Source organism: Stenotrophomonas sp. TWI273, from assembly GCF_039674765.1.
Taxonomy (GTDB): Bacteria; Pseudomonadota; Gammaproteobacteria; order Xanthomonadales; family Xanthomonadaceae; genus Stenotrophomonas.
Map to the genome: position 1 here is coordinate 1 of NZ_JBDJOA010000019.1, position 24079 is coordinate 24079.

At 67.8% G+C, this 24079-nt stretch carries 19 protein-coding genes; 6 read left to right on the forward strand and 13 right to left on the reverse strand.

From position 1 onward, the window contains the following. Positions 1-183: 183 nt before the first annotated feature. The 10 genes from pbpC to prpB all read right to left on the reverse strand — a co-directional run bounded on the left by pbpC (position 184) and on the right by prpB (position 16679). Positions 184-2559 (reverse strand): penicillin-binding protein 1C, encoded by a 2376-nt coding sequence (gene pbpC / locus ABE571_RS16655; RefSeq protein ID WP_313210926.1) that lies wholly within the window; start codon positions 2557-2559, stop codon positions 184-186. A 45-nt stretch (positions 2560-2604) separates the two neighbouring features. Then, positions 2605-7524: an alpha-2-macroglobulin gene (locus ABE571_RS16660; RefSeq protein ID WP_346494206.1), complete on the reverse strand. Its 4920-nt coding sequence runs from the start codon at positions 7522-7524 to the stop codon at positions 2605-2607. Between the two features lie 156 nt (positions 7525-7680). Next, positions 7681-9138 carry a bifunctional 2-methylcitrate dehydratase/aconitate hydratase gene (locus ABE571_RS16665; protein WP_313219129.1) on the reverse strand — a complete coding sequence of 486 codons (1458 nt, stop codon included), beginning with the start codon at positions 9136-9138 and terminating at the stop codon, positions 7681-7683. 20 nt (positions 9139-9158) lie between these two features. Continuing rightward, the gene (gene prpF / locus ABE571_RS16670; RefSeq protein WP_313219130.1) at positions 9159-10343 is read right to left on the reverse strand and encodes a 2-methylaconitate cis-trans isomerase PrpF; all 1185 of its coding nucleotides are present in this window, start codon (positions 10341-10343) and stop codon (positions 9159-9161) included. Between the two features lie 80 nt (positions 10344-10423). Then, entirely contained in the window at positions 10424-10711 is a 288-nt protein-coding gene (locus ABE571_RS16675) for a type II toxin-antitoxin system RelE/ParE family toxin (protein ID WP_346482893.1), read from the reverse strand. A 25-nt stretch (positions 10712-10736) separates the two neighbouring features. Next, positions 10737-10994 (reverse strand): type II toxin-antitoxin system ParD family antitoxin, encoded by a 258-nt coding sequence (locus ABE571_RS16680; RefSeq protein WP_346482894.1) that lies wholly within the window; start codon positions 10992-10994, stop codon positions 10737-10739. Between the two features lie 88 nt (positions 10995-11082). Further along, complete coding sequence (locus tag ABE571_RS16685; protein WP_346494208.1) at positions 11083-11751, reverse strand: hypothetical protein; 669 nt, start codon at positions 11749-11751, stop codon at positions 11083-11085. A 97-nt stretch (positions 11752-11848) separates the two neighbouring features. Then, positions 11849-14464: a Fe/S-dependent 2-methylisocitrate dehydratase AcnD gene (acnD, locus tag ABE571_RS16690; protein WP_346481434.1), complete on the reverse strand. Its 2616-nt coding sequence runs from the start codon at positions 14462-14464 to the stop codon at positions 11849-11851. Between the two features lie 139 nt (positions 14465-14603). Continuing rightward, positions 14604-15761, reverse strand: a complete 1158-nt coding sequence (gene prpC / locus ABE571_RS16695) for a 2-methylcitrate synthase (RefSeq protein ID WP_088432970.1) — start codon at positions 15759-15761, stop codon at positions 14604-14606. Positions 15762-15788: 27 nt separating this feature from the next. Further along, positions 15789-16679 carry a methylisocitrate lyase gene (gene prpB, locus ABE571_RS16700; protein WP_070425708.1) on the reverse strand — a complete coding sequence of 297 codons (891 nt, stop codon included), beginning with the start codon at positions 16677-16679 and terminating at the stop codon, positions 15789-15791. A 157-nt stretch (positions 16680-16836) separates the two neighbouring features. On the opposite strand from prpB, the gene prpR reads away from it, so the two are divergent. Beyond that, positions 16837-18459 (forward strand): propionate catabolism operon regulatory protein PrpR, encoded by a 1623-nt coding sequence (gene prpR, locus ABE571_RS16705; RefSeq protein WP_346481433.1) that lies wholly within the window; start codon positions 16837-16839, stop codon positions 18457-18459. Positions 18460-18471: 12 nt separating this feature from the next. Here prpR and aac(6') read toward each other — a convergent pair whose 3' ends face one another. Further along, positions 18472-18927, reverse strand: coding sequence for an aminoglycoside 6'-N-acetyltransferase (gene aac(6'), locus ABE571_RS16710; protein ID WP_346494210.1), 456 nt, complete (start codon positions 18925-18927; stop codon positions 18472-18474). Beyond that, positions 18924-19523, reverse strand: a complete 600-nt coding sequence (gene pdxH, locus ABE571_RS16715) for a pyridoxamine 5'-phosphate oxidase (RefSeq protein WP_346494212.1) — start codon at positions 19521-19523, stop codon at positions 18924-18926. The genes aac(6') and pdxH overlap by 4 nt, the downstream gene beginning before the upstream one ends. Before the next feature lie 41 nt (positions 19524-19564). Here pdxH and ABE571_RS16720 point away from each other — a divergent pair, with 41 nt between their 5' ends. Next, entirely contained in the window at positions 19565-20392 is an 828-nt protein-coding gene (locus tag ABE571_RS16720; protein WP_313210949.1) for a kinase, read from the forward strand. A 26-nt stretch (positions 20393-20418) separates the two neighbouring features. Here the strand turns inward: ABE571_RS16720 and ABE571_RS16725 are convergent, their stop codons facing one another. Further along, the gene (locus ABE571_RS16725; RefSeq protein WP_123730473.1) at positions 20419-20622 is read right to left on the reverse strand and encodes a dodecin family protein; all 204 of its coding nucleotides are present in this window, start codon (positions 20620-20622) and stop codon (positions 20419-20421) included. A gap of 95 nt (positions 20623-20717) precedes the next feature. Between ABE571_RS16725 and ABE571_RS16730 the strand changes: the two genes are divergently transcribed. The 4 genes from ABE571_RS16730 (at position 20718) to hemE (ending at position 23840) form a co-directional block, all read left to right on the forward strand. Continuing rightward, a complete protein-coding gene (locus ABE571_RS16730) occupies positions 20718-21260 on the forward strand; it encodes a shikimate kinase (RefSeq protein ID WP_313210952.1) in 543 nt (180 codons plus the stop codon). Next, complete coding sequence (aroB, locus tag ABE571_RS16735) at positions 21257-22366, forward strand: 3-dehydroquinate synthase (RefSeq protein WP_313219137.1); 1110 nt, start codon at positions 21257-21259, stop codon at positions 22364-22366. The genes ABE571_RS16730 and aroB overlap by 4 nt, the downstream gene beginning before the upstream one ends. Positions 22367-22437: 71 nt before the next feature. After that, positions 22438-22689: a WGR domain-containing protein gene (locus ABE571_RS16740; RefSeq protein ID WP_313210956.1), complete on the forward strand. Its 252-nt coding sequence runs from the start codon at positions 22438-22440 to the stop codon at positions 22687-22689. 77 nt (positions 22690-22766) lie between these two features. After that, complete coding sequence (gene hemE, locus ABE571_RS16745) at positions 22767-23840, forward strand: uroporphyrinogen decarboxylase (protein ID WP_346494214.1); 1074 nt, start codon at positions 22767-22769, stop codon at positions 23838-23840. Positions 23841-24079: the final 239 nt, after the last annotated feature.

The window sequence follows — 24079 nt, forward strand, 5'->3', positions numbered from 1 at the left end:
GCTCCTGCAGCATCCGAACGGCGTGCAGTGCCGGCCAGCGGCCGGCACTACCGTTCATGGGGTGATGCCGGCCAGCGGCCGGCACTACCGTTCATGGTGTGATGCCGGCCAGCGGCCGGCACTACCGTTGATGGGGTGATGCCGGCCAGCGGCCGGCACCACCAGAATCTGCGGAGCGCAACGTCAGCGCAGGATCCGGAACCGCACCTGCGTCCACGCACCATCGGCGGCCAGCGCGGTCAGCGTGTGCTCACCCACCTCGTCGAAATCGCGCTGGAACAGCCGCGCGCCTTCAGTGCGGGCGATCCAGCGGTCATCCAGCAGCCAGTCCACGGTCGTTTCATTGCCCAGTGCACGCAGTTGCAGGCGAACGCCGCGCTCGGCATTCGGCGCGCGTGCGAGGGTGGCGCGGTCGTTGAGCCCCTCGATATGCAGCGTCCCACCACTCTCTCGACCATCGTCGCTGCAGTCCGGGGACAACGCAGGCAACTGCGAGGCCTGACGCTGCGCCTGCGGCAACCACGGCGACAACAGCGCCGGCCAGCGCGCGATCTCACGCGACTCCGCCGCATGCGGTCGGCTGCACTCCGGCGACAGCCGCAGCCCCGTGCGCGCATCCACCTGGAACCGCTGCAGACCCGGCTGCCACAGCCGCGCCTCGCGCTCGGCGAAGGTCGGCGGCACCGCCCCATCGAGCACGAACGCCGGCATCCGCCGCTGGCACAGCGCGGGCGCCATCTGCTCGGCCAGACCACCGGTCGGCCAGCAGATATCGGCCTGCGCCACGCTCGCCGGCATCGGCGCCGCACGGGCATCGCCGGCCTGGCGCGGCAGACTGTCGACCACCTCGAACATCAGCGGCAACGCGGTCACCGCGCCGTACTGCCCGGGCAGCGGCGTGCCATCCGGGCGCCCCACCCACACACCTACCGTGTAATGGCGCGTCGTGCCGATCGCCCAGGCATCGCGGTAGCCGTAGCTGGTGCCGGTCTTCCAGGCCACACGTGGGCGGCCGGTGACATCGAAGGTGCCGGTGCCGTAGCCCGGGCGGGGATTGGACTCGAGCACCTCGCGGGTGATCCACGCCGCGCCGGGGGACATCAGGCGGCGCTCGATCACCGCATCCCCGGCGGTATAACGCACCCGCCCGGCGATACCGTTGCGGTTGAACGCGGCGAAGGTGCCGACCAGATCCTCCAGCCGCGCGCCGGTGCCGCCGAGAATCAGCGAGAGATTGGGCGCACTGCCGTGCGGAAAGCGCAGATTGATGCCCGCATGCGACAGGCGTGCCGCGAAGCGCGCCGAGCCGACGCGATCCAGCAGGTCCACCGCCGGCACGTTGAGTGACAACCGCAGCGCCGTGGCGGCACTGACCGGCCCGTTGAAGGCCGCATCGAAGTTGCCCGGCCGATACCCGCCGAAGCTCTGCGGCGCATCCACCATCAGGCTTTCCGAATGGATCAGGCCATCATCCAGCGCCATGCCGTACAGGAACGGTTTCAGCGTTGAGCCCGGTGAGCGCCACGCCTGCACCATGTCCACATGGCCGAGCCGCTGTTTGTCGCCGAACGCCACCGAACCGACGTAGGCACGTGCCTCCAGTGTGCGGTTGTCCACCACCAGCAACGCCGCCGAGGTGCGCTCGGGCAGCTGTGAAAAGTAGGACGACACACGCTCTTCCAGCGTGCGCTGCAGGCCGATATCCAGCGTGCTCTCGATCCGCGCCGCCCGCGGCTGCGCCGAGCGCAGGCGCTGCGCCAACAACGCCGCATGCAGCGGGGGCTGCAGGGCGCGGGTGACCACCGGCTCGATGCGCGCATCGTCGACCTCCTCGCGTGACCACACACCGAGTGACACCATGCGTTCGAGCACCTTGTCACGCGCCCGCTGTGCCGCCTCCGGATGGCGGTCCGGACGCAACCGGCTGGGCGACTGCGGCAGCACCGCCAGCAACGCCGCCTCGGCATGCGACAACTGCGAGGCCGGCTTGCCCAGATAGGCCCAGCTCGCCGCCTCCACGCCTTCGATGGTGCCCCCATAGGGTGCACGTTCCAGATACAGCGCCAGGATCTGCGCCTTGCTCAGGTGCAGTTCCAGCTGCACCGCGCGCAGCAGCTGCTTGGCTTTGCCCCACGGCGTGCGCGTATGCGGATCGAGGATTCGCGCAACCTGCATGGTCAGCGTTGAACCACCGGAGACGATCCGCTGCTCGAACAGCCATTGCTTGCCCGCGCGCAGCAGGCCCCACGGGTTGATGCCGGGATGCCGCCAGAACCAGCGATCTTCGTAGTTCAGCAGCGCCTGCAGATACAGCGGCGAGACGCTGTCGGCGGAGGCCGGGTAGCGCCACACCCCGTCCGCATCGGCGAACGCACGCAGCGGCGTGCCATCGCGCGCAACGACCAGGGTACTGGTGTCGCGTTGCCTGGGCAGCGGCGGCGGGAACGCGAGGTCCAGCACCAGCAGCAGTGTGAGCAGCGCCGCCGTTCCCCAGCGCAGGCAGGGCAGCACGTTGCGTCGCACGGATGCCCACGACCGTTTGGAAAAAAGAGACATCATGTCCATTCAGCAGGCGGGCCGTCATCGCGACGGCCCGCCCTGCGATCAGGGCTGCACCACGGTCAGCGAGGCCGGGAGGCTGCGCCCCACCCCGCGCAGGTCGGGACGGTACATGTCCTCCACCAGCGGCGGCGGCACGCGGTAGGTGCCCGGCGTGACCGCACGCACCAGATAGAACACCTTGGCAGTGCTGCCCCGCGAGAGTTTCAGCGCGGCCACATAGCGGTCATCGCGGAACTCCTCGTGCTTGATGTTGGCCGCATCGCCGCGGTCGTTGACGCTCAACCCGTCGACCACCACATCGGCCCACTGCTTGGCATCGCCCAGGTTGAAGTTCTCGATCTCCAGCCCGGCCGGGAGCAGATCGGTCAGCAGCGCATCGGGCATGTCCACGTTCGGGGTGACGCTGACCCGCACGATCAGGGCCTCGCCTTCCTTCAGCGGACGCGGCGTCCACGGCTTGCCATCAGTGGTGTACCAGCTGCGCTCCACGCCGAGCGTGCGGCTGTCCGGCTCCGGCGGGTTGCGCGGAATGCCGGCCACTTCCAGGCTGGCGAACATCGGCGGCTCCCCCTGCGGGGTGAAGCGCACGCCCTTGGCCAGCGCGGCGTAGTCGACGCTGCGGCCGAACATGCGGCGTGCCGAGATGCTCTCGCTCTCGCCCCCCACCACCAGTTCGCCCGAGACCAGCTTGGTCTGGTTGGCCGACAGCGCCTTGCCCATGCGCGCCAGCGCCACCTGCTCCTGGGTGCTCAGCCACATCCAGCCACTGTTGCGGCGGGCGTCCAGCGCGCGACCGAGATCGACCGCGCGTGCATCGTAGGCCGGCTTGGACAGCTTGCGTTCGTGCAGCAGCGCGATCATCAATGCGTCATCGCGCACCGCGCTGCCGTAATCGCCGAAGTAGGCCGGACGGTCGTCCGCGCTCTTGGCGAAGCCGGCGGCAATGGCCGCATCGCCGCGCTTGTGATCGCCCTGCAGGGACAGCGCGATGCCCAGGTGCACCAGCGACAGGCCGGTCAGCGACTTGCTGCGTTCGTTGTCGTACAGCGCGCGCAGGGTACCCAGCGGCGCGCGGTTGACCCGGGCCAGCACGTAGCCCGAATACGCCTGGTTGGCGAACTTCAGGTTCTCGCGGCGGTCCTCGCCGTAGAACTGGTTGCCACCGGACAGCAGGTCTTCACTCAGGCGGTTCAGCGCTTTCTGCAGCACGTTGTCCGGTACGGCGAAGCCGGCGTCCTTGGCGTCGAGCAGGAACTCGGCGATATACGGCGTCAGCCACGGATTGATGTAGCCGTCGTCGCCCCACATCGAGAAGTTGCCGTTGGCGACCTGCATCGAGGCCAGGCGGCCGAAGGCACCTTCCATGCGCTCGCGGCGGGTCTTGGCATCCAGCCCGTCCGCACCCAGCATGGCCGAGGTCGCTTCATCCAGCATCAGCGCGGCATAGCCCTTGCTGGTGGTCTGCTCGGCGCAGCCATACGGATAGTTGAGCGCGCCATTCAAGGCACTGGCGAACGGAATCGGCGGCAGCGCGCTGACCAGCATGCGTGCGGTCACCGAGTCGTTCATCAGGCCATCGGCCAGGCCGGCGTCCATCGTGACGGCGGCCAGCGGATCCAGCGTGCGGGTCTGTGCGCGCAGCACCTGCGGCCATGCGGCACGCACCGGCAGGTCATAGCGGCGATCGACCTTGAAGCCGTTGCCATCCACGCGCACGCGGACCTTGGCTACCGTGTAGCCCTCGCGCGCGGTCAGCGGGAAGCTCAGCGTGCTCTTGGCGTCGGCGTTGAGCTTGAGCGTGCGGCTGGCGTCGCCCAGGGTCAGCGGCCCAATGCCATCGACCTGCACTCTGAACTCGCCCGGCGTGCCGGTGAAGTTCTGCACATCCAGGGTGACCGTGCTGGTATCCCCGGGCGCCATCACGCGCGGCATGCTGGCTTCGGCCAGGATCGGCGCGCGCACCACGGTCTCCACATCGCGCTTGCCGTACTGGTCATCGGCGTACACCAGCGCCGAGACGCGCAGGGTGCCGTTGAAATCCGGCACCTTCAGCGCGATCCGCGCGATGCCCTTGGCATCGAGCTTCACCGGGCCGGAGAACAGGTCCACCGTCTGGACGCGCGCGGTCGGGCGCTTGGCCTGCGGCATCGCGGCCAGCGCCATGTCGCCACCGAACTTCAGCTTGCCGCTGCTGCCGTCGAAGCTTTCGATCACGCGGCTGTAGATGTCATACGCATCCACGCCCAGACGACGCTGCGCGAAGAAGTGCGCAGCGGCATCGGGCACCGGGAAGCGGGTGATGTTGAGGATGCCCACATCCACCGCCGAGACCGTCACATGCGCGACCTTGCCGGCCAGCTGCGGGGCACTGACGGTGACCGGCAGCGTCTGCTCCGGGCGCATCTGCTTCGGTGCCACCAGGCCGACCGCGATCTGCCGCGCCTTGCGGTCCATCGGCACATGCACCACGCCGACCGCACGGGCCGGGGTGATCTTGCTCGGGGCACTGCCGCCACGGAACACCAGCGCGGTGATGTAGACGTCGTGGCGTTCCCATTCGGCGGTGACTGGAATGTCGTAGGTGCTGCCCGGCTTGGCGTCGATATCCTGGACGTAGAGCATCTTGTCGCTCTCGACCATCAGCACGCCCTTGCCGGCATGCGGCGGGGTCACGGTGACGCGCACGGTATCGCCGGCCTTGTAGCCGGTCTTGTCCAGCGCCAGCTTGACCTTGTCCGGGCGTGCATCCAGGCCGCGGTTGTCGTCGTTCCAGCTCCAGCCGGCGTTGAAGGGATAGCGGCTGGTCAGCCCGGTGGCCGGATCGAACACGTCCAGTCGGTACTCGCCCCACTCCACCGGGAAGTCAACGCCGACCGCCGCACTGCCGGCATCGACGGTGCGGGTGTCCTTGTTCTCGAAGCGGCGGGTGAAGTCGTAATCCCAGCGGTTGTCGTTGAAGGTCCAGTGGTAATCGCGCAGCTCGCGCACCAGCGTGACCTTCAGGCCCGTGGCCGGCTGCGGCTTGCCCGCCGCGTCCACGCGCATCAGTTCGAAGCGCGCGTTGCTGTTGGCATCCGCGCCATCCTTGGGATCAAACAACGGGCGCACACCGACCAGCGCGGCGGCCGGCCACATCACCCGCTTCAGGGTGCGGGTCACGGTGCGGCCACCGGTTTCATACACGCTCCCGGAGAGCACCACGGCGATCGGTGCGGTCGGCTTGACCTCCGCCGGTAGCTCCACGTCCTGGCGCAGTTTGCCGTCGGCCGGGAATTCGGTATCGATGACGTCACGCGCCTCGCGCGGCAGCGCGGTGGTCGGGTCGCCGAAGAAGTAGCCCGGCAGCGACTCGACCGGCGACTGCTCGGCCGCCACGGCCAACCGTGCGGTGAAGCGGTTGCCGTCGGCCGGCGCGCCGTACAGATACGCGGCATCGGCCTGCAGCTTGAGCGGCTCGCCCGGCTTGAGCGTCTTCTGCACGCTGTCCAGATCCAGCTTCATGCGCTCGGGCAGGAACTCCTCGATGCGCAGGGTCATACCCTGGATCGCTTCCTTGCTGGCCGGGTTGGTGCGGAACTCCACCTGCCAGCGCCCGGTCGGGGCCTCGGCGGGGATCAGCTGCTCGAAACTGAAGTAACCCTGTTCGCCGGGGGTCAGGCGGGTCTCGCGGAAGGTCTTGCCGTCCGGCTGCTTCAGGCGCAGGAAGACGGGCTGCGGCTTCACCGGCTTGCCGTCGTTGTCGCGCAGCAGTGCGGAAATGCGCACGGTCTCGCCGGGACGGTACAGGTCGCGGCCCGACCAGGTGAACACGTCGAACCAGGCGTTGTCGCGCCCGGCCACGGCGAACTCGCTCAGGTCCAGCGCGGGCTGGTTGAACGGCAGCATCGAGGTATCGCCGCCACTGCTGGCGATCAGCACATGGCTGGCATCCAACGTGTAATTGAGCAGCGCATTGCCGTTGCCGTCGGTTGCGCCCTTGAGCACCACCTCACCCTTGCCATCGAGGATGCGCAGCTCGATCTTCTTCAGCGACGCCCCGCTCTGCAGCGAGGCGGTGTGCACGAACAGCTTGTCCTTGTAGGCACGCGTATGCAGGCCGATGTCGCTGACGGTGAAGAAGGCGGTGTCGTACTCGCCTTCGAACGAACCGCTGCGCTTCATCACCGCGAAATACAGGCCGGGCTGCTGCAGCTCCTTGATGTCCTGGGTCGGCAGGTAGGTGAGCACGCGCTCGTTCTGCTTGCCGCCGATCACGAAACGGTTGACGTACACCGGCTCGGCCAACTGCGACATCGGCGTCTTGTCGCCGTAGTCGCTGTCCAGCTCCCAGCTGCCGCGGCGCCCGCCGCGCTGGTACTGGCTGAAGAAGTTCGGCAGTTCCTTCTCGCGCACGCGCAGGAACTCCACGTCCACTTCCGGCACGTTGACCGAGACCACCGGCAGGCCGCGGCTGTCCTTGGCGGGCAGCACGCTGCCCTGCGAGGCGAACCCGGCCACCGGCTTGAGCTCGCCGGTGAAGACCTTCTGGCGCAGCTCCTTGCCGATCCGGCTGCCATCGGCGGCGAGCAGATCGGGCGAAACGATCAGCGAATATTCCTTGGCCGCCTCCACGAACGGATAGCGCAGGGTCTTGCCGTCATCGGACAGCGACCAGCTGCTGTCCTCGGTGCCGACCTTCTCGGCGAAGCGGACCAGTGCATCGAAATCCTGGGTGCCGACCAGCGGGCGCGAGAACTCCAGCGCCAGCGACAGGCCGTCGCTCTTCTGATCGGGGTAGGCCCGGACCAGGGTGAACTCGGTGACCGCCTCGGCCTTGGCCGTGATCGGCGCGCCGGACGGGGCTGGTAGCTGGCCGCTGTCGTTGCGCTTGCAACCCCCGACGCCGATGGCCAGGCCGGCGACCAGCGCCAGGCCCGCGATTCCCTTCCAGCTCCACTGCCCGAACCGACTGCGGCTAGCCATGACGTCACTCCTTGAACAAGGCGGCCAGTATACCGGCCGTCCCCGTCCGTTCGCGGGCGACCCCGGGCGATCCGGGCGTCATGGGTGACCGGCAGGGCCACCGCCAAGGGCAGCCGCCAAGAGCCATCGCTAAGGGCAGCCGACCAACGGTCGGCTCTACCCGGCGACGTAGAGGTCCACGTACTCGTGCACCGGCATCGCTTCCAGCGCGACCGGGTCCAGCGACGCCTCCAGGATCCGACGCTGCTGCACGGTCGGGAACACCCCGGCCAGGTGCCGGCGGAACTTGTCCTCCAGCAGCGGGATGCCCTCGGCCCGGCGCCGGGCGTGGCCCAGCGGGTACTCGACCACGGCCTCCATCGTGCTGCCATCGGCGAAGGTCACGTGCAGCGCGTTGGCGATGCTGCGCTTGTCCGGGTCCAGGTAGTCGGCCGTGAACTGCGGCTCTTCCACGCAGGTGATCGTCGCCCGCAGCGGATCGATGCGCGGATCGGCCGCCACGTCGTCCTCGTAGTCCTCGGCAACCAGCCGGCCGAAGATCAGGCCGATCGCCACCATGTACTGCACGCAGTGATCGCGGTCGGCCGGGTTATGCAGCGGGCCGGGTTTGTCGATGATGCGCAGGCAGGCCTGCTGGGTGCGCAGGGTGATCTGCGCGATGTCTTCGCTGCGTTTGCCGCTGGCGCGCATCTGCGCATGCACCTGCATCGCCGCTTCGACCGCCGTCTGGCCATGGAACTCGGCCGGATAGCTGATCTTGAACAGCACGTTCTCCATCACGTAGCTGCCGTACGGCCGCTGGAAGCGGAACGGCTGCCCGCCGAAGGAGACATCGTAGAAGCCCCAGGTCGGCGCGGTCAGCGCGCTGGGATAGCCCATCTCACCGGCCGCGGCCATCAGCGACAGGCGCACCGCACGGCTGGTGGCATCACCGGCCGCCCAGCTCTTGCGCGAGCCGGTGTTGGGCGCGTGCCGGTAGGTGCGCAGCGACTGCCCATCCACCCACGCCAGCGACAGCGCATTGAGCATGCGCTCACGATCCAGACCAAGCAGGTGTGACACCACCGCGGTGGAGGCGACCTTGACCAGCACCACATGATCCAGCCCGACCCGGTTGAACGCATTCTCCAACGCCAGGCAACCCTGGATTTCATGCGCCTTGATCATCGCCTCCAGCACATCGCGCATGGTCAGTGGCGCCCGGCGCAGCGCCTCGGCATTGCGGCTGAGCCAGTCGGCGGTAGCCAGGATGCCGCCGAGGTTGTCGGAGGGATGCCCCCACTCCGCGGCCAGCCAGGTGTCGTTGAAATCCAGCCAGCGGATCATCGCGCCGATGTTGAAGGCGCCCTGCACCGGATCCAGCTCGAAGCGCGTCCCTGGCACCCGGGCGCCGTTGATCACCTGCATGCCGGGCACCAGCGGCCCGAGCAGCTTGCTGCAGGCCGGGAACGATAGCGCCGCCAACCCGCAGCCCAGCGTATCGATCAGGCAGTGCCGCGCGGTGGTGTACGCCAGCGGCGAGCTGACCGGGTAGTCGCGGACGTAATCGACGATGTCGGTCAGGACCGTGTCCCATGGCGGGCGCTGGTTGCTGTGGCTGTCATGACCGGACATCGCGATTCTCCTGTTGGGACTTACAAGGTGGTGGCAGGCACCCTTACCGCACCGTCCATCAAGACGCGGGCACTGCGGCTCATGATGGCCTTGGTGACCGTCCACTGACCGTCAACGAGCGCCGCCTGCGCGCCCACGCGCAACGTGCCGGAGGGATGACCGAAGCTCACCGATTCACGCTCACCGCCACCGGCGGCCAGGTTCACCAGCGTGCCCGGGATCGCGGCGGCAGTGCCGATGGCGACTGCGGCGGTGCCCATCATCGCGTGGTGCAGCTTGCCCATGGACAGCGCGCGCGCGTGCAGGTCGATCTCGCCCGCGGCGATCTGCTTGCCACTGGAGGACACGTAGTCCTGCGCCGGGGCGACGAAGGCGACCTTCGGTGTGTGCTGACGGGTCGCGGCCTGCTCGATGGTCTCGATCAGCCCCATGCGCACCGCGCCGTGCGCGCGGATCGCTTCGAAACGCGCCAGGGCGGCCTTGTCCTCGTTGATCGCCGGCTGCAGTTCGGTGCCGGTGTAGCCCAGATCAGCCGCGTTGAGGAAGATGGTGGGAATGCCGGCGGTGATCATCGTGGCCTGGAAGCTGCCCACGCCGGGCACGTCGAGCGTGTCGACCAGATTACCGGTGGGGAACATCGCCCCGCCCTCGCCATCATCGGAGGGATCCAGGAACTCCAGCTGGATCTCCGCGGCCGGGAAGGTCACGCCATCGAGGTCGAAATCGCCGTCCTCCTGCACCTGGCCCTCCACGATCGGCACGTGCGCCAGGATGGTCTTGCCGATGTTGGCCTGCCAGATCCGCACGGTGCACAGGCCGTTGTGTGGAATCCGCGCCGGATCGATCATTCCGTTGCTGATCGCGAACGGGCCCACCGCCGTGCTGAGGTTGCCGCAGTTGCCACTCCAGTCGACAAATGCCGTCTCGATCGCCACCTGGCCGTACAGATAATCCACGTCGTGCTCCGGCACCGATGGCGCGGAGATGATCACGCACTTGCTGGTGCTGGAGGTCGCGCCGCCCATGCCATCGGTGTGCTTGGCATACGGGTCGGGCGAGCCGATCACGCGCATCAGCAGCGCATCGCGGGCCGGGCCCGGCACCTGCGCGGCGGCAGGCAGGTCGCTCAGCTTGAAGAACACACCCTTGCTGGTGCCACCGCGCAGGTAGGTGGCGGGAATGCGGAGCTGGGGGAGATGGGTCATGAAATCATGTCCGTGCAGGATGGATGGGGACGAGCGGATGCGTCATCCGCTTGAATGGCGCTGCGTGCACCGGAGGACGGTCATGGCGTCTGATCCATCAATGCATCGAGCCCGCGCGAGGTATCCCAGACGCGAAGGATGTCAACGCGGTCCGGAAGGTCAAGGTAATAGACCAGATAGCGATCAAAGACGGGCAAGATCACGAATCGCAGTGGGACCGGCAGGTCATCGCTGACCCAAGCGTGCCGAGCGGACCCTGCCCCAGGACATGCCGCGATCCGCAGCAGTGTGGCATCCACCGTCGCGATGAACCGTTCGCCCAGCACCAACCCTCCCTGACGCGCGAACCAGAGCGCAGCGTCGGCCACGTCCTGTTCCGCGCGTGGTCGCCACTCAATCCGCTTCACGATCCAACCGCTCTGCCAGGTCACCGCGCATCCGCTCGAAAGTTGCCGAGGTGACCGGGGCACTTGGGCCAGACGCCAAGCCCTCCGCAATCAACCGGCGCAGCAGCTCTTCGGCCTTTTGCCGCTGGCGCTGGCGGATCAGGTCGCGCACGTAGTCGGACGTACTGGAGTACCCCCCCTGGCTTACTTCCTCATCGACAAACTGTTTGAGCGGATCGGTGAGCGAGATGTTCATCGTGGCCATGATCAGACCTCTTTGGCAATTTTTGCCATAAAAGTGTGCACCTGCATCCCATTGATCGCAACTCCGCCTCGTTCATCCCGCCGCTCCACTATTTGGCCGCCGCACTACGACGTTCCCAGCGGAACAGCCACAGGATGATCAGCTTGGTGCTTCCGCTGACCACGGCCAGCAGCAGCAACGGCCAGCCCAGACGCAGGCCCATGGCGAAGGCGAACACGATGGTGGAGATGTCCATCAGCAGGATCAGCTGGCTCATCCGCAGCGACACCGCGCCCGTGCGGCCGGAGCGCCAGATCAGCAGGATCTGGTGCGCATAGCCCTGGGCCAGCAGCGCGGTAACGGCCACGATCATCGCCGAGGCGAGCACGCGACCCTCATCCACGTGCCGTTGCCCCCACACCAGGCCCAGCAGTGCGCACAACAGCGCCACGCACGCCACGACAAGGCTGGCGGTCGCAGTGCGGCTGAGCCGGTCCGTCCATATCTCTCTCAGGATCAGCAGCACAAGCACCGAGGCAAGCAGGCGCGGCCACACGATGAAGTGGTTGAACGGCTGGATGCTGTAGCCGTAGACGAAGAACGACAGGTAGGCGAGGAAACTGACCGTGAACTGGTTGAGCGACAGGATATCGGTGGCGCTTGCGCCCGCCGTCGCGCTCGCGCGGCGCTGCCACACCTTGCGCAGTTGGGCCCACACACCCACCAGGCTCAGCAGGATGAAGGCGGTATTGATCGCGCCCGCCACGGTGTAAAACATGTCGCCGCCTGTCCCGGTTATTGTGGAACCTACGCGCCGATGGCCCCATGCCAGCGACGCGCCAGGCCCGCACCTCGCGGGCGGGCCTGGCATACCGTCACATCGCCTGCGCCGATTCCAGGAAGTCCTGGGCGAACCGCTGCAGCACGCCACCGGCCTCGTAGATCGAGACCTCTTCGGCGGTATCCAGCCGGCAGGTGACCGGCACCCGCAGCTGCTCACCGTTGCGACGATGGATGACCAGGGTGAGTTCGGCACGCGGCACGCGATCGCCGAGCACGTCGAAGGTTTCAGTGCCATCGATGCCCAGGGTCTTGCGGTTGACGCCTTCCTTGAACTCCAGCGGCAGCACGCCCATGCCGATCAGGTTGGTGCGGTGGATGCGCTCGAAGCCTTCGGCGGCGATCGCTTCCACACCGGCCAGACGCACGCCCTTGGCGGCCCAGTCACGCGAGCTGCCCTGGCCGTAATCGGCACCGGCGATGATGATCAGCGGCTGCTTGCGGCCCATGTAGGTTTCGATCGCTTCCCACATGCGGGTGACCTGGCCTTCCGGCTCCACGCGCGCAAGCGAGCCCTGCGTGACCTGGCCATCGATCACGGCCATTTCATTGATCAGCTTCGGGTTGGCGAACGTCGCGCGCTGCGCGGTGAGGTGGTCACCGCGGTGGGTCGCGTAGGAATTGAAGTCTTCCTCGGGCAGGCCCATCTTCGCCAGGTACTCGCCGGCCGCGCTGCTGGCCATGATCGCGTTGGACGGCGAAAGGTGGTCGGTGGTGATGTTGTCGCCGAGCACGGCCAGCGGGCGCATGCCGGTCAGGCTGCGGGCACCGGCAAGCGCGCCTTCCCAGTAAGGCGGGCGGCGGATGTAGGTGCTCTGCGGGCGCCAGTCGTACAGCGGGCTGATCGGGGCGCCGTGCTCCACCTTGAAGGTGAACATCGGGTCGTAGACCTTGCGGAACTGTTCCGGCTTGACGCAGGCCTTGACCACCGCGTCGATCTCGGCATCGCTCGGCCACAGATCCTTCAGCGTGATCGCGTTGCCGTCGGCATCATGGCCGAGCGCATCCTTTTCAATATCGAAGCGCACCGTGCCAGCGATCGCATAGGCCACCACCAGCGGCGGCGAGGCCAGGAAGGCCTGCTTGGCGTACGGGTGGATGCGGCCGTCGAAGTTGCGGTTGCCCGAGAGCACGGCGGTGGCATACAGGTCGCGATCGATCACTTCCTGCTGGATCTTCGGGTCCAGCGCGCCGCTCATGCCGTTGCAGGTGGTGCAGGCAAAGGCCACGATGCCAAAGCCCATCTGCTCCAGTTCGGTCAGCAGGCCGGCTTCTTCCAGATACAGCTGCACGGCCTTGGAACCGGGCGCCAGCGAGCTCTTCACCCACGGCTTGCGGGTCAGGCCGGCGCGGTTGGCGTTGCGCGCCAGCAATGCCGCGGAGATCACGTTGCGCGGGTTGCTGGTGTTGGTGCAGCTGGTGATCGCGGCGATGATCACCGCGCCATCGGGCATCAGGCCATCGGCCTGTTCCTGCCTGCCCGAGGCCAGCTTGCCTTCATCGGCGATGCCGCGCGCAGCCAGGTCGGTCGTCGCCACACGCTTGTGCGGGTTGGACGGGCCGGCCATGTTGCGCACCACGGTGGAGAGGTCGAACTGCAGCACGCGCTCGTACTGCGCGGTGACCAGGTCGTCGGCCCACAGGCCGGTGGCCTTGGCGTAGGTTTCCACCAGCGCGACCTGGGCATCTTCGCGGCCGGTCAGGCGCAGGTAGTCCAGGGTCTGCTGGTCGATGTAGAACATCGCCGCGGTGGCGCCGAACTCCGGCGTCATGTTGGAGATGGTGGCGCGGTCACCGATGGTCAGCGCGTTGGCGCCCTCCCCGTAGAACTCGATCCACGCCCCCACCACGCGCTCCTTGCGCAGGAACTCGGTCAGCGCCAGCACCACGTCGGTGCAGGTGATGCCCGGCTGCGGTCGGCCGGTCAGCTCCACGCCGATGATGTCGGGCAGGCGCATCCAGGACGCACGGCCGAGCATGACACTCTCCGCTTCCAGGCCGCCCACGCCGATCGCGATAACCCCCAGCGCGTCCACATGCGGGGTATGGCTGTCGGTGCCGACGCAGGTATCCGGGAAGGCCACGCCCTCGCGCACCTGCACGACCGGCGACATCTTCTCCAGATTGATCTGGTGCATGATCCCGTTGCCCGGCGGAATCACGTCGACGTTCTTGAACGCCTTCTTGGTCCAGTTGATGAAGTGGAACCGGTCTTCATTGCGGCGGTCCTCGACGGCGCGGTTCTTCTCGAACGCGGCCTTGTCGAAGCCGGGGAATTCCACCGCCAGCGAGTGATCCACGATCAGCTGGGTCGGCACTACCGGATTGATCTGCGCCGGGTCACCGCCGGCATCGGCGATGGCATCGCGCAGGCCGGCCAGATCGACCAGGGCGGTCTGGCCGAGAATGTCATGGCACACCACGCGGGCCGGGAACCACGGGAAATCCAGGTCCTGGCGGCGCTCGATCAGCTGCCGCAGTGACGCATCCAGGGTGGCCGGGTCGCAGCGGCGCACCAGGTTTTCGGCCAGAACGCGCGAGGTATACGGCAGCGTGGCATAGGCGCCGGGCTGGAGCGCGTCGACCGCGGCCCGGGTATCGAAATAGTCCAGCGCGGTGCCGGGGAGGTTCTTGCGGTACTGAGTATTCATGGCTGGCGATAGCTGCTTGTTGGCGGGCCGGGGCGTCGTGACACCGGCGAAGAAGGAGTAGCGACGCCGCAACGGAGCAGACCGGCATCGCGCCGGCCTGGTCCGCAAGGCACCCGCGAACGGGTGCGGTACGTCTGTCTTACTTGCGCTGGTCGATCGGCACGAAGGCCTGGTCTTCCGGGCCGGTGTAGTTCGCACTCGGGCGGATGATCTTGCCGTCGATGCGCTGCTCGATGATGTGCGCGCTCCAACCGGAGGTGCGTGCGATCACGAACAACGGAGTGAACATCGCCGTCGGCACGCCCATCATGTGGTAGCTGACCGCGCTGAACCAGTCCAGGTTCGGGAACATCTTCTTGATGTCCCACATCACCGATTCCAGGCGCTCGGCGATGTCGTACATCTTGACGTTCTGCTGCTCGGCGGACAGATCGCGCGCGACGTCCTTGATGATGCTGTTGCGCGGATCGCTGACGGTGTAGACCGGGTGGCCGAAACCGATCACGACTTCCTTGCGCTCCACGCGGGCCTTGATGTCGGCCTCGGCATCGTCGGGGCTGTCGTAGCGCTTCTGCACTTCGAAGGCCACTTCATTGGCGCCGCCATGCTTGGGACCGCGCAGTGCACCGATACCGCCGGTGATCGCGCTGTACATGTCGCTGCCGGTGCCGGCGATGACGCGGCAGGCGAAGGTCGAGGCGTTGAACTCGTGCTCGGCGTACAGGATCAGCGAGGTATGCATTGCCTTGACCCACGAATCCTGCGGCTTCTCGCCGTGCAGCAGGTGCAGGAAGTGGCCACCGATGGAGTCATCATCGGTTTCCACGTCGATCGCACGACCGTTGTGGCTCCAGTGGTACCAGTACAGCAGCATCGAACCCAGGCAGGCCATCAGCTTGTCGGCGATATCGCGCGCGCCGGGGTGGTTGTGGTCGTCCTTCTCCGGCGACACGCAGCCGAGCACGGAGACGCCGGTACGCATCACGTCCATCGGGTGCGCCGACGGCGGCAGTTCTTCCAGCGCGGCCTTGACCGCGGCCGGGATGCCACGCAGCGACTTCAGCTTGGTCTTGTAGGCGACCAGCTCGGCGCGGGTCGGCAGCTTGCCATGGACCAGCAGATGCGCGATTTCCTCGAACTCGCTGGTGTTGGCCAGATCGGCGATGTCATACCCGCGGTAATGCAGGTCGTTGCCGCTGCGGCCGACGGTGCACAGCGCGGTGTTGCCGGCGGCGGTGCCCGACAGGGCGACGGATTTCTTCGGCTTGAAGCCGGGGGCGGTAGTGGTGTCGCTCATGATCCCTCCAGAAAACAGTGTGCGGTCTTACTTCTTGGCGGCGAACAACGCATCGAGCTGCTGCTCGAAGGCGTGGTAACCGATACGGTCGTAGAGTTCCTCGCGGGTCTGCATCGCCTCCACCACATTACGCTGGTGGCCCTCGCGGCGGATGGTCTCATACACGTTCTCTGCCGCCTTGTTGGCAGCGCGGAACGCGGACAGCGGGAACAGCTGGATGGCGACGCCGGCCGAGGCCAGCTCGTCGCGGCTGAACAGCGGCGTGGCGCCGAACTCGGTGATGTTGGCCAGCACCGGCACCTTCACCGCATCGACGAAGCGGCGGTAGGTATCCAGATCGTAGGCGGCCTCGGCGAAGATGCCATCGGCACCGGCCTCGACGCAGGCGATGGCGCGTTCGATCGCGGCATCCACGCCATCGACCTGGATGGCATCGGTGCGTGCGATCAGGAAGAAGTCCGGATCGGTCTTGGCATCGGCGGCGGCCTTGACCCGGTCCACCATCTCGCCCTGCGACACGATCTCCTTGCCCGGGCGGTGACCGCAGCGCTTGGCGCCGACCTGGTCTTCGATATGGCAGGCGGCCGCGCCGGCCTTGATCAGCGACTTGACCGTACGCGCGATGTTGAACGCGCTCGGACCGAAACCGGTGTCGATATCCACCATCAGCGGCAGGTCGCACACATCGGTGATACGTCGCACGTCGATCAGCACGTCTTCCAGGGTATTGATGCCCAGGTCCGGCAGGCCCAGCGAGCCGGCTGCGACGCCGCCGCCGGAGAGGTAGATAGCCCGGTATCCGGCGCGCTTGGCCAGCAGCGCGTGGTTGGCGTTGATCGCGCCGATCACCTGCAACGGCGATTCGGCGGCCAGTGCGGCGCGGAAACGGGCGCCAGCGGAAGAAACGGGGGTGCTCATGCGACATTCCATCGTGATTGACCCGTTGATAGGCGCAAAGGCCGTGCCAGGTGACAAGTGTTTGATTTCATTGAGGCAGCGAGGTGACTGCGACGTTTCACCTTGAAACACTGAAACATCTGTAACATGGCTGAAACTGAACCATTGAAACAGCCTCATGTCGATCAGCCTGCCCCGCCACCGCGCCCGCCTGTCCGATCCCGATGCCGGCCAACTGCCGGTGATCTGGACCGTCAGCGTGTCGCGCCTGACCGGACTGCTGGGGGATGTGATTCCCGAGTTCGACCGCCGCGCCCGCATCGTGCCGATCAACCTTGGTTTCGAGGAGGCAGTGGATGTCATCGGCCAGCGCCTGCGCCGCGAACACTGCGATGTGGTGATCGCCGGTGGTTCGAACGCGGCCTACCTGCGCAGCCGGCTGGAGGTGCCGCTGGTCCCGATCCAGGCCAATGGCTTCGATCTGATGGAAGCGCTGGCGCGCGCGCGCCGGATCGCCCCGCGGATCGGTCTGGTCACGCATGCCACCGACGTGCCGACGTTCGGCAGCTTCCAGCACAGCTTCGGGCTGGACATCGAGCACCGCCGCTTCGTCACCCGTGAGGATGCGCGCGACTGCATCGCCGATCTACGTGCCAACGGCATCGAGGTGATCGTCGGCACCGGCATGGCGATCGACCATGCCGAGCAGGTCGGCCTGCCCGGGGTGCTGCTGTACTCGGCCGATTCGGTGCGGCAAGCCTTCGAACATGCCTTGGAGCTGACCCAGACCCTGGCCCGTTCCGGGGCATCGTCACTGCGGCGGCGGGCACCGGCCAAGCGCCGGGATGCCGACCACGCCCTGCTCGGTGACAGCGCGCCGATGCAGCAGGTGCGCGAGCACATCGCGCTGTACGCCCCGTACGACAGCACCGTGCTGGTGACCGGCGCGACCGGCACCGGCAAGGAGCTGGTGGCGCGGCAACTGCATACCGCCAGCGGCCGCCGGGGCCGTTTCGTCGCGCTGAACTGCGGGGCGATCAGCGAGTCACTGCTGGAAGCCGAACTGTTCGGTTACAACGAAGGCGCCTTCACCGGCGCACGTCGTGGCGGTCGTGTCGGTCTGGTCGAAGCCGCCGAGGGCGGCACCTTGTTCCTCGATGAAATCGGCGAACTTCCGCTGCCGTTGCAGACCCGGCTGCTGCGGGTACTGGAAGAGCGCGAAGTGCTGCGCGTGGGCGCTACCGAGCCGACGCCGGTGGACGTGCGCGTGGTCGCTGCCACGCTGCAGACGCTGGAATCGCTGGTGGACACACAACGCTTCCGCCGCGATCTGTACTACCGCCTGGCCGCGCTGCGCATCGCGCTGCCGACGCTGCGCGACCGGCGCGCGGATGTGCCCTTGCTGGTGAGCCACTTCTTCCGGCAGCTCGCGGATACGGATTCGCCGCTCTCGCCGGAGGCGCTCGCGCGGCTGCGCGACTACGCCTGGCCGGGCAACGTGCGTGAGCTGCGCAACATGGTCGATCGCCTGCGCATCCACTGGCAGCAACAGCCGGGCGCGCTGACGTTGCCGCAGATGCTGCAGTGGTTGCCGGAACTGCACGCGGCGCAGCGGCCACTGGCGGTTCCAGGCGGCGGCACCCCGGCAGCCCTCACTGCTGCCTCGACGGCGCGACCGGATGCGGCCGCGCTGCGGCGGTTGCTGGCCGACTGCGGCGGCAACCGCGAGCAGGCGTGCGCGCAGCTGGGCGTATCGCGGACAACGCTGTGGCGGTGGCTGCGCGAGGGGTCGGTGGGTTGAACAGACCGCGCGTCAGCCAGCCGGATCCAGCGGCAGCCGGAAATACACCACGCGCTCGGTTTCCTCGAATCCACAGGCCCGGTGCGCCGCCTGGGCAGTCACGTCTTCAAGCCGGCTGTCGGAGGCCAGCTCACTGCAGCCCTTTGCGCGCGTCCACGCCTTGGCCGCCGCCAGCAGCGCGCGGCCCAGGCCACGTCCCTGCCAGTCCGGCTGCACGTACCAGCCTTCCAGGAAGCCGACCGGCGTGGTCTCGGTTCCGTTGACGTAGTCGTGCCGGAGCCGCACCTCGGCAAATCCGACCGCTGCATCGGCGCAGGCCAGGAAGACGGCAGCGTCGGCGTCAGCCAGGGCGTCCTGGAGCTCCCCCAGCGTCTCATCGGCATCAGGCCACAGACCCCGCCGCAGGCTTGCCCACGCCGTGGCGTCCACACGCGTCGCCTGCCGGATGACCGGCGCGGCGGCATTCACGGGAACAACATCCGCTTGCTCCACTGCCCGTCCATACCGGTCTCATAGCACCAGCGCTCGTGCAGGCGGAACTGCGCGCCGTACCAGAACTCGATCCGCTGCGGCACCACGCGCAGGCCGCTCCAGCCGTCCGGACGCGGCACGTCGCGGCCCTCGAAGCTGGCCTCGGTGGCCGCCACGCGTGCGTCGAATGCTTCGCGCGAGGCCAGCGTCTTCGATTGCAGTGACGCCCAGGCGCCGATCTGGCTCATGCGCGGGCGCGAAGCGAAGTACGCATCGGCCTCGGCGTCGCTGACCTTCTCCACCAAGCCTTCGATCCGCACCTGGATGCCGGCTTCGCGCAGGCTGCGCCACAGGAACAGCAGCGCGGCGCGTGGATTGGCCTGCAGTTCACGCCCCTTGTGGCTGTCCAGATGGGTATAGAACACGAAGCCGCGCTCGTCGAACGCCTTCAGCAACACGGTCCGCGCGGAGGGCTGGCCGTTCGGGTCGGCCGTGGCCACCGTCATCGCATTCGGTTCGACTTCGCGGCTTGCCTTGGCTTCTTCGAACAGCCCGGCAAAGGTGGACAACGCTTCGGCATACAGATCGGTCATGGCAGTTTTCTTGTCACGCGGTTTGGGTTTATTGTCGCTGCATGCCTGCACCTGCGTACATGCCCCCGACGAAAGGTTTTCCGGATGCACTGGTCGCGCAGGCGCTGGACGACGCGCTGAACTGCGGCGCGGCCGTTCCAGTATTGGCGATCAGCGGCCTGCAGGGGAGCGGCAAATCGACGCTGGCGGCCCAGGTGGTCGCATTGGCGGCATCGCGCGGCCTGCGCGCGGCCATGCTCTCCATCGACGATGTGTACCTCACCCGTGCCCAGCGCCAACGTCTGGCGCGGCAGGTGCACCCGCTGCTGCTGACCCGCGGCCCGCCGGGCACCCACGATCTGGCCCTGGCCCATGCCACCTTGGACGCGGTCGCGGCCGGCGGCCCGGTCGCCCTGCCCCGTTTCGACAAACTGGCCGACGAGCGCCTGCCCGAAAAGGACTGGCCGCGCCTCGACGGCCCGCTCGACCTGCTGGTGTTCGAAGGCTGGTTCCTGGGCACGCCGGCACAGGACGAGGCCGACCTGGATCCACCGCTCAACGCACTCGAGCGCGACGCCGATGCCGACGGCCGCTGGCGCCGCTGGTGCAATCACGCGCTCGCGCAGGACTACCCCGCGCTGTGGCAGCGTTGCGACCGGCTGTGGTTCCTCCAGCCGCCGGACTTCTCGGTGATCCCGCGCTGGCGCTGGCAGCAGGAGCAGAACCTGCAGGCCGCCCAACCCGACCGCAGCAGCATGAGCCGCGCCCAGCTGGAGCGCTTCGTGCAGTACTACGAACGGGTCAGCCGGCAGGCGCTGCGTACGTTGCCGGCGCTGGCCGATACGGTGATCGCACTGGACGAACAGCGCCGGATCGTCGCGCCGCGCTGACCGCGGCATCGACGGAAACGCAGCACTCAGCCGACCAGGAAGGTCACCCGCAGATTCACCCGCCATTCGGTGATGTTGCCCTCGCCATCGGTGACGACCTTGGTTTCATTGATCCAGGCGCCCTGGATGCCCTTGACCGTCTCGGCCACCTTCTTCAGGCCGCTGCGTACCGCGTCCTCGACGCTGGTCTTGGAGGACGCGTTGATCTCGATGATTTTGGCGACGGACATGGGGCACTCCGGTGGCGCGCGGGAGAGTCCGCGCCGGCCCACCATGGGGGCCGGCACGTAAAGGCGATGGCACGGAGATGTTAGGATCGAGGGTAATGAATCCCGCGCCGAACCTCATCCTGATTGGCCCGATGGGCGCCGGCAAAACCTGCATCGGGCGCCGGCTGGCCGAGCGCTTCACGCTGGACTTCGTGGACGCCGACCAGGCCATCGTGGACAGCACCGGCGCCAGCATTCCGGCGATCTTCGAACACTCCGGGGAGGCCGGCTTCCGCCAGCACGAGCGCCAGGTCCTGCACGCCCTGCTGGACGGCCACGGCCAACTGGTCTCCACCGGCGGTGGCGCGGTGCTGGATCCGGACAACCGCGCCGCGATCGCACGCCGGGGTTTCGTGGTCTACCTGCGGGTCAGCGTGCCAGCCCAGCTGGAGCGGCTGGCCCGTGACCGCGGCCGCCCGCTGCTGCAGCGGCCGGACCGCGAACAGGTCCTGCACGACATGGCCGCTGCCCGCGACCCGCTCTACCAGGGCCTGGCCGATCTCACCCTGGATACCGATCTCTACACGCCCGCCGAGGCCACCGCGCAGCTGGTGCTGCGCCTGGCCGCGCAGTGGCAGCGACAGGAAACACCCGAATGACCCCCTCCCCGCGTACCGTTGCCGTCAGCGGCGACACCCCCTACACCATCCACATCGGCCCGGGCCTGCTCGGCCACGGGGAGCTGCTGGCCCGCCACGTGCGCGGCCGCCATGTGCTGCTGCTCAGCGATTCCTCGGTCGCCCCACTGTATCTGGCCGGAGTGAAGTCGGCGCTGCTGGCCGCGCGCCCGGATCTGCTGATCGGTGCGCTGGTGCTGCCGGCCGGCGAAGCCTCCAAGACCTTGGCCCACTTCGGCGATGCGATCACCGCACTGGCCGCCCTCGGCGCCACCCGAGATGCCTGCGTGATGGCCCTCGGTGGCGGCGTCGCTGGCGACCTGGCCGGCTTCGCAGCCGCCTGCTGGATGCGCGGCGTGGACTGCGTGCAGTTGCCGACGTCACTGCTGGCGATGGTCGACTCCTCGGTCGGGGGCAAGACCGCAGTGGACATTCCCGAAGGCAAGAACCTGGTCGGTGCCTTCCACCCGCCGCGCGCCGTGATCGCCGATACCGCCGCCCTGCGTACCCTGCCGCCGCGTGAGCTGCGTGCCGGCCTGGCCGAGGTGATCAAATACGGTGCGATCCGCGACCCGTTGTTTTTCCAGTGGCTGCAGGCCGAACACGCCGCGCTGCTGGCCGGCGACGACACCGCGCTGGCCCAGGCCATCGCGCGCAGCTGCGAGCACAAGGCCGAGATCGTGGCGCGCGATCCGCTGGAAAAAGGCGAGCGTGCCCTGCTCAACCTGGGCCACACGTTCGGCCACGCGATCGAAACCGAACAGGGCTACGGCGCACCGGGCAACGACAACCTCAACCACGGCGAAGCCGTCGCGGTCGGCATGGTCCTGGCCGCACGCCTGTCGGCCCGGCTGGGCATGAGCGAGGACGCCGACACCGACCAGCTGCGCGAGCTGCTGCTGCGCTACGAACTGCCGGTGGCCATTCCTGCCGGCCTGCAGCCTGAGGCGCTGCTGGCCCGGATGCGGCTGGACAAGAAGAACGTCGCCGGCCGCCTGCGCCTGGTGCTGTGGCGTGGGATCGGCCGGGCCGAAGTGGTCGCCGATGTCGACGAGGCCGACGTGCTGCGCGTGCTCGCCGCCGGCTGAGCCTGCGACCTTCCGCCGCACCTGCCCCGACGCTGACGGCCACCTCCGGCGTTCACGGCTACAATCGGGGCATGCGCGTCTTCCTGCACCAACACGCCCGCGGTGCCGATCCGGCCCGCTATCTCCAGCTCACCCTGCAACCGGACCTGTTCGGCGGCTGGGAGCTGCTGCTCGAATCTGGCCCGATCGGCGGGCGCGGGCAACTGCGGCGCGAGCTGCATCTGCAGCAAGACCTGGCGCTGGCCGCGTTCGAGAAGGCGCGCGACGCGCACCTGCATCGCGGCTACGAAGTGACCTACACCAGCGGTGATCCGCCGCCCTGAGCGGCCATCGCACCGCCATCGCCCTACCGCCATACCCCCCTTCGGCCCCGCGCCACCAGATCCCAAGGAAGCGTTCCGTGACCAGCCCCTCCCGCCATGATCGCCTGCTGCACGCCCTGCGCCGCGAACCGGTGGACTGCACCCCCGTCTGGCTGATGCGCCAGGCCGGCCGTTACCTGCCCGAGTACCGCGCCACCCGCGCCAAGGCCGGCAGTTTCCTGGCGATGGCCAAGAACCCGGACATCGCCTGCGAAGTCACCCTGCAGCCGCTGCGCCGCTTCGACCTCGATGCCGCCATCCTGTTCTCGGACATCCTCACCATCCCCGACGCGATGGGCCTGGAGCTGTGCTTCGTCGAAGGCGAAGGCCCGAAGTTCCGCCACCCCGTCCGCGATGCGGCCGCCATCGCCAAGCTGGCCGTGCCGGACATGGAAACCGAACTGCGCTACGTGATGGACGCCGTCCGCGTGATCCGCCGCGAACTCGATGGCAGCGTGCCCTTGATCGGCTTCTCCGGCAGCCCGTGGACGCTGGCCTGCTACATGGTCGAAGGCGGCGGCAGCAAGGACTTCGCCCGCATCAAGGCGATGGCCCTGAACGAACCGGCCGCCCTGCACCAGCTGCTCTCGGTCGTCACCGACGCGGTGATCGCCTACCTTGCCGCCCAGCGCGCGGCCGGCGCGCAGGTCCTGCAGGTGTTCGACACCTGGGGCGGCGTACTCAGCCCCACCATGTACCGCGAATTCTCCCTGCGCTACCTGACCCGCATCGCCCAGGAACTCGAACGCGGTGAGGGTGCCGAACGCACCCCGCTGATCCTGTTCGGCAAAGGCACCGGCCTGCATCTCGGCGCCCTCGCCGACACCGGCGCGGATGCCCTCGGTGTCGACTGGACGCTGGACCTCGCCGACGCCGTCGCCCGCACCGGCGGCCGCGTCGCCCTGCAGGGCAACCTCGACCCCACCACCCTGTACGGCAATCCCGCCGCCATCGAACGCGCCGCCGGCCAGGTGCTCGACAGCTACGCCCAAGGCAACGGCGGCTCGCGCGAAGGCCACGTCTTCAACCTTGGCCACGGCATGTCGCCCGACATGAATCCCGACCATGTCCAGGTGCTGGTGGAAGCTGTACACCGCTTGAGCCGACGCTGATCGCCATCGGCAGGTAGCCGGACAGCGGCCGGCACTACCCTGGCTTGGCCGACGACGCACGCGTTCTGCATCCAGGACGCGTGCGCTCGTTTCCACCCTCGAGACGCACCACACGTGCCGTCCGCAGGCGATGGGTGCCAATCATTGCCGCGCTGCGCGCGGCCATCCACGCATGGCGTGGATCTACCCATGTCAGTCCCGGCATTACATCCATTCCAGACGAGCGACTGGTTTCCTGC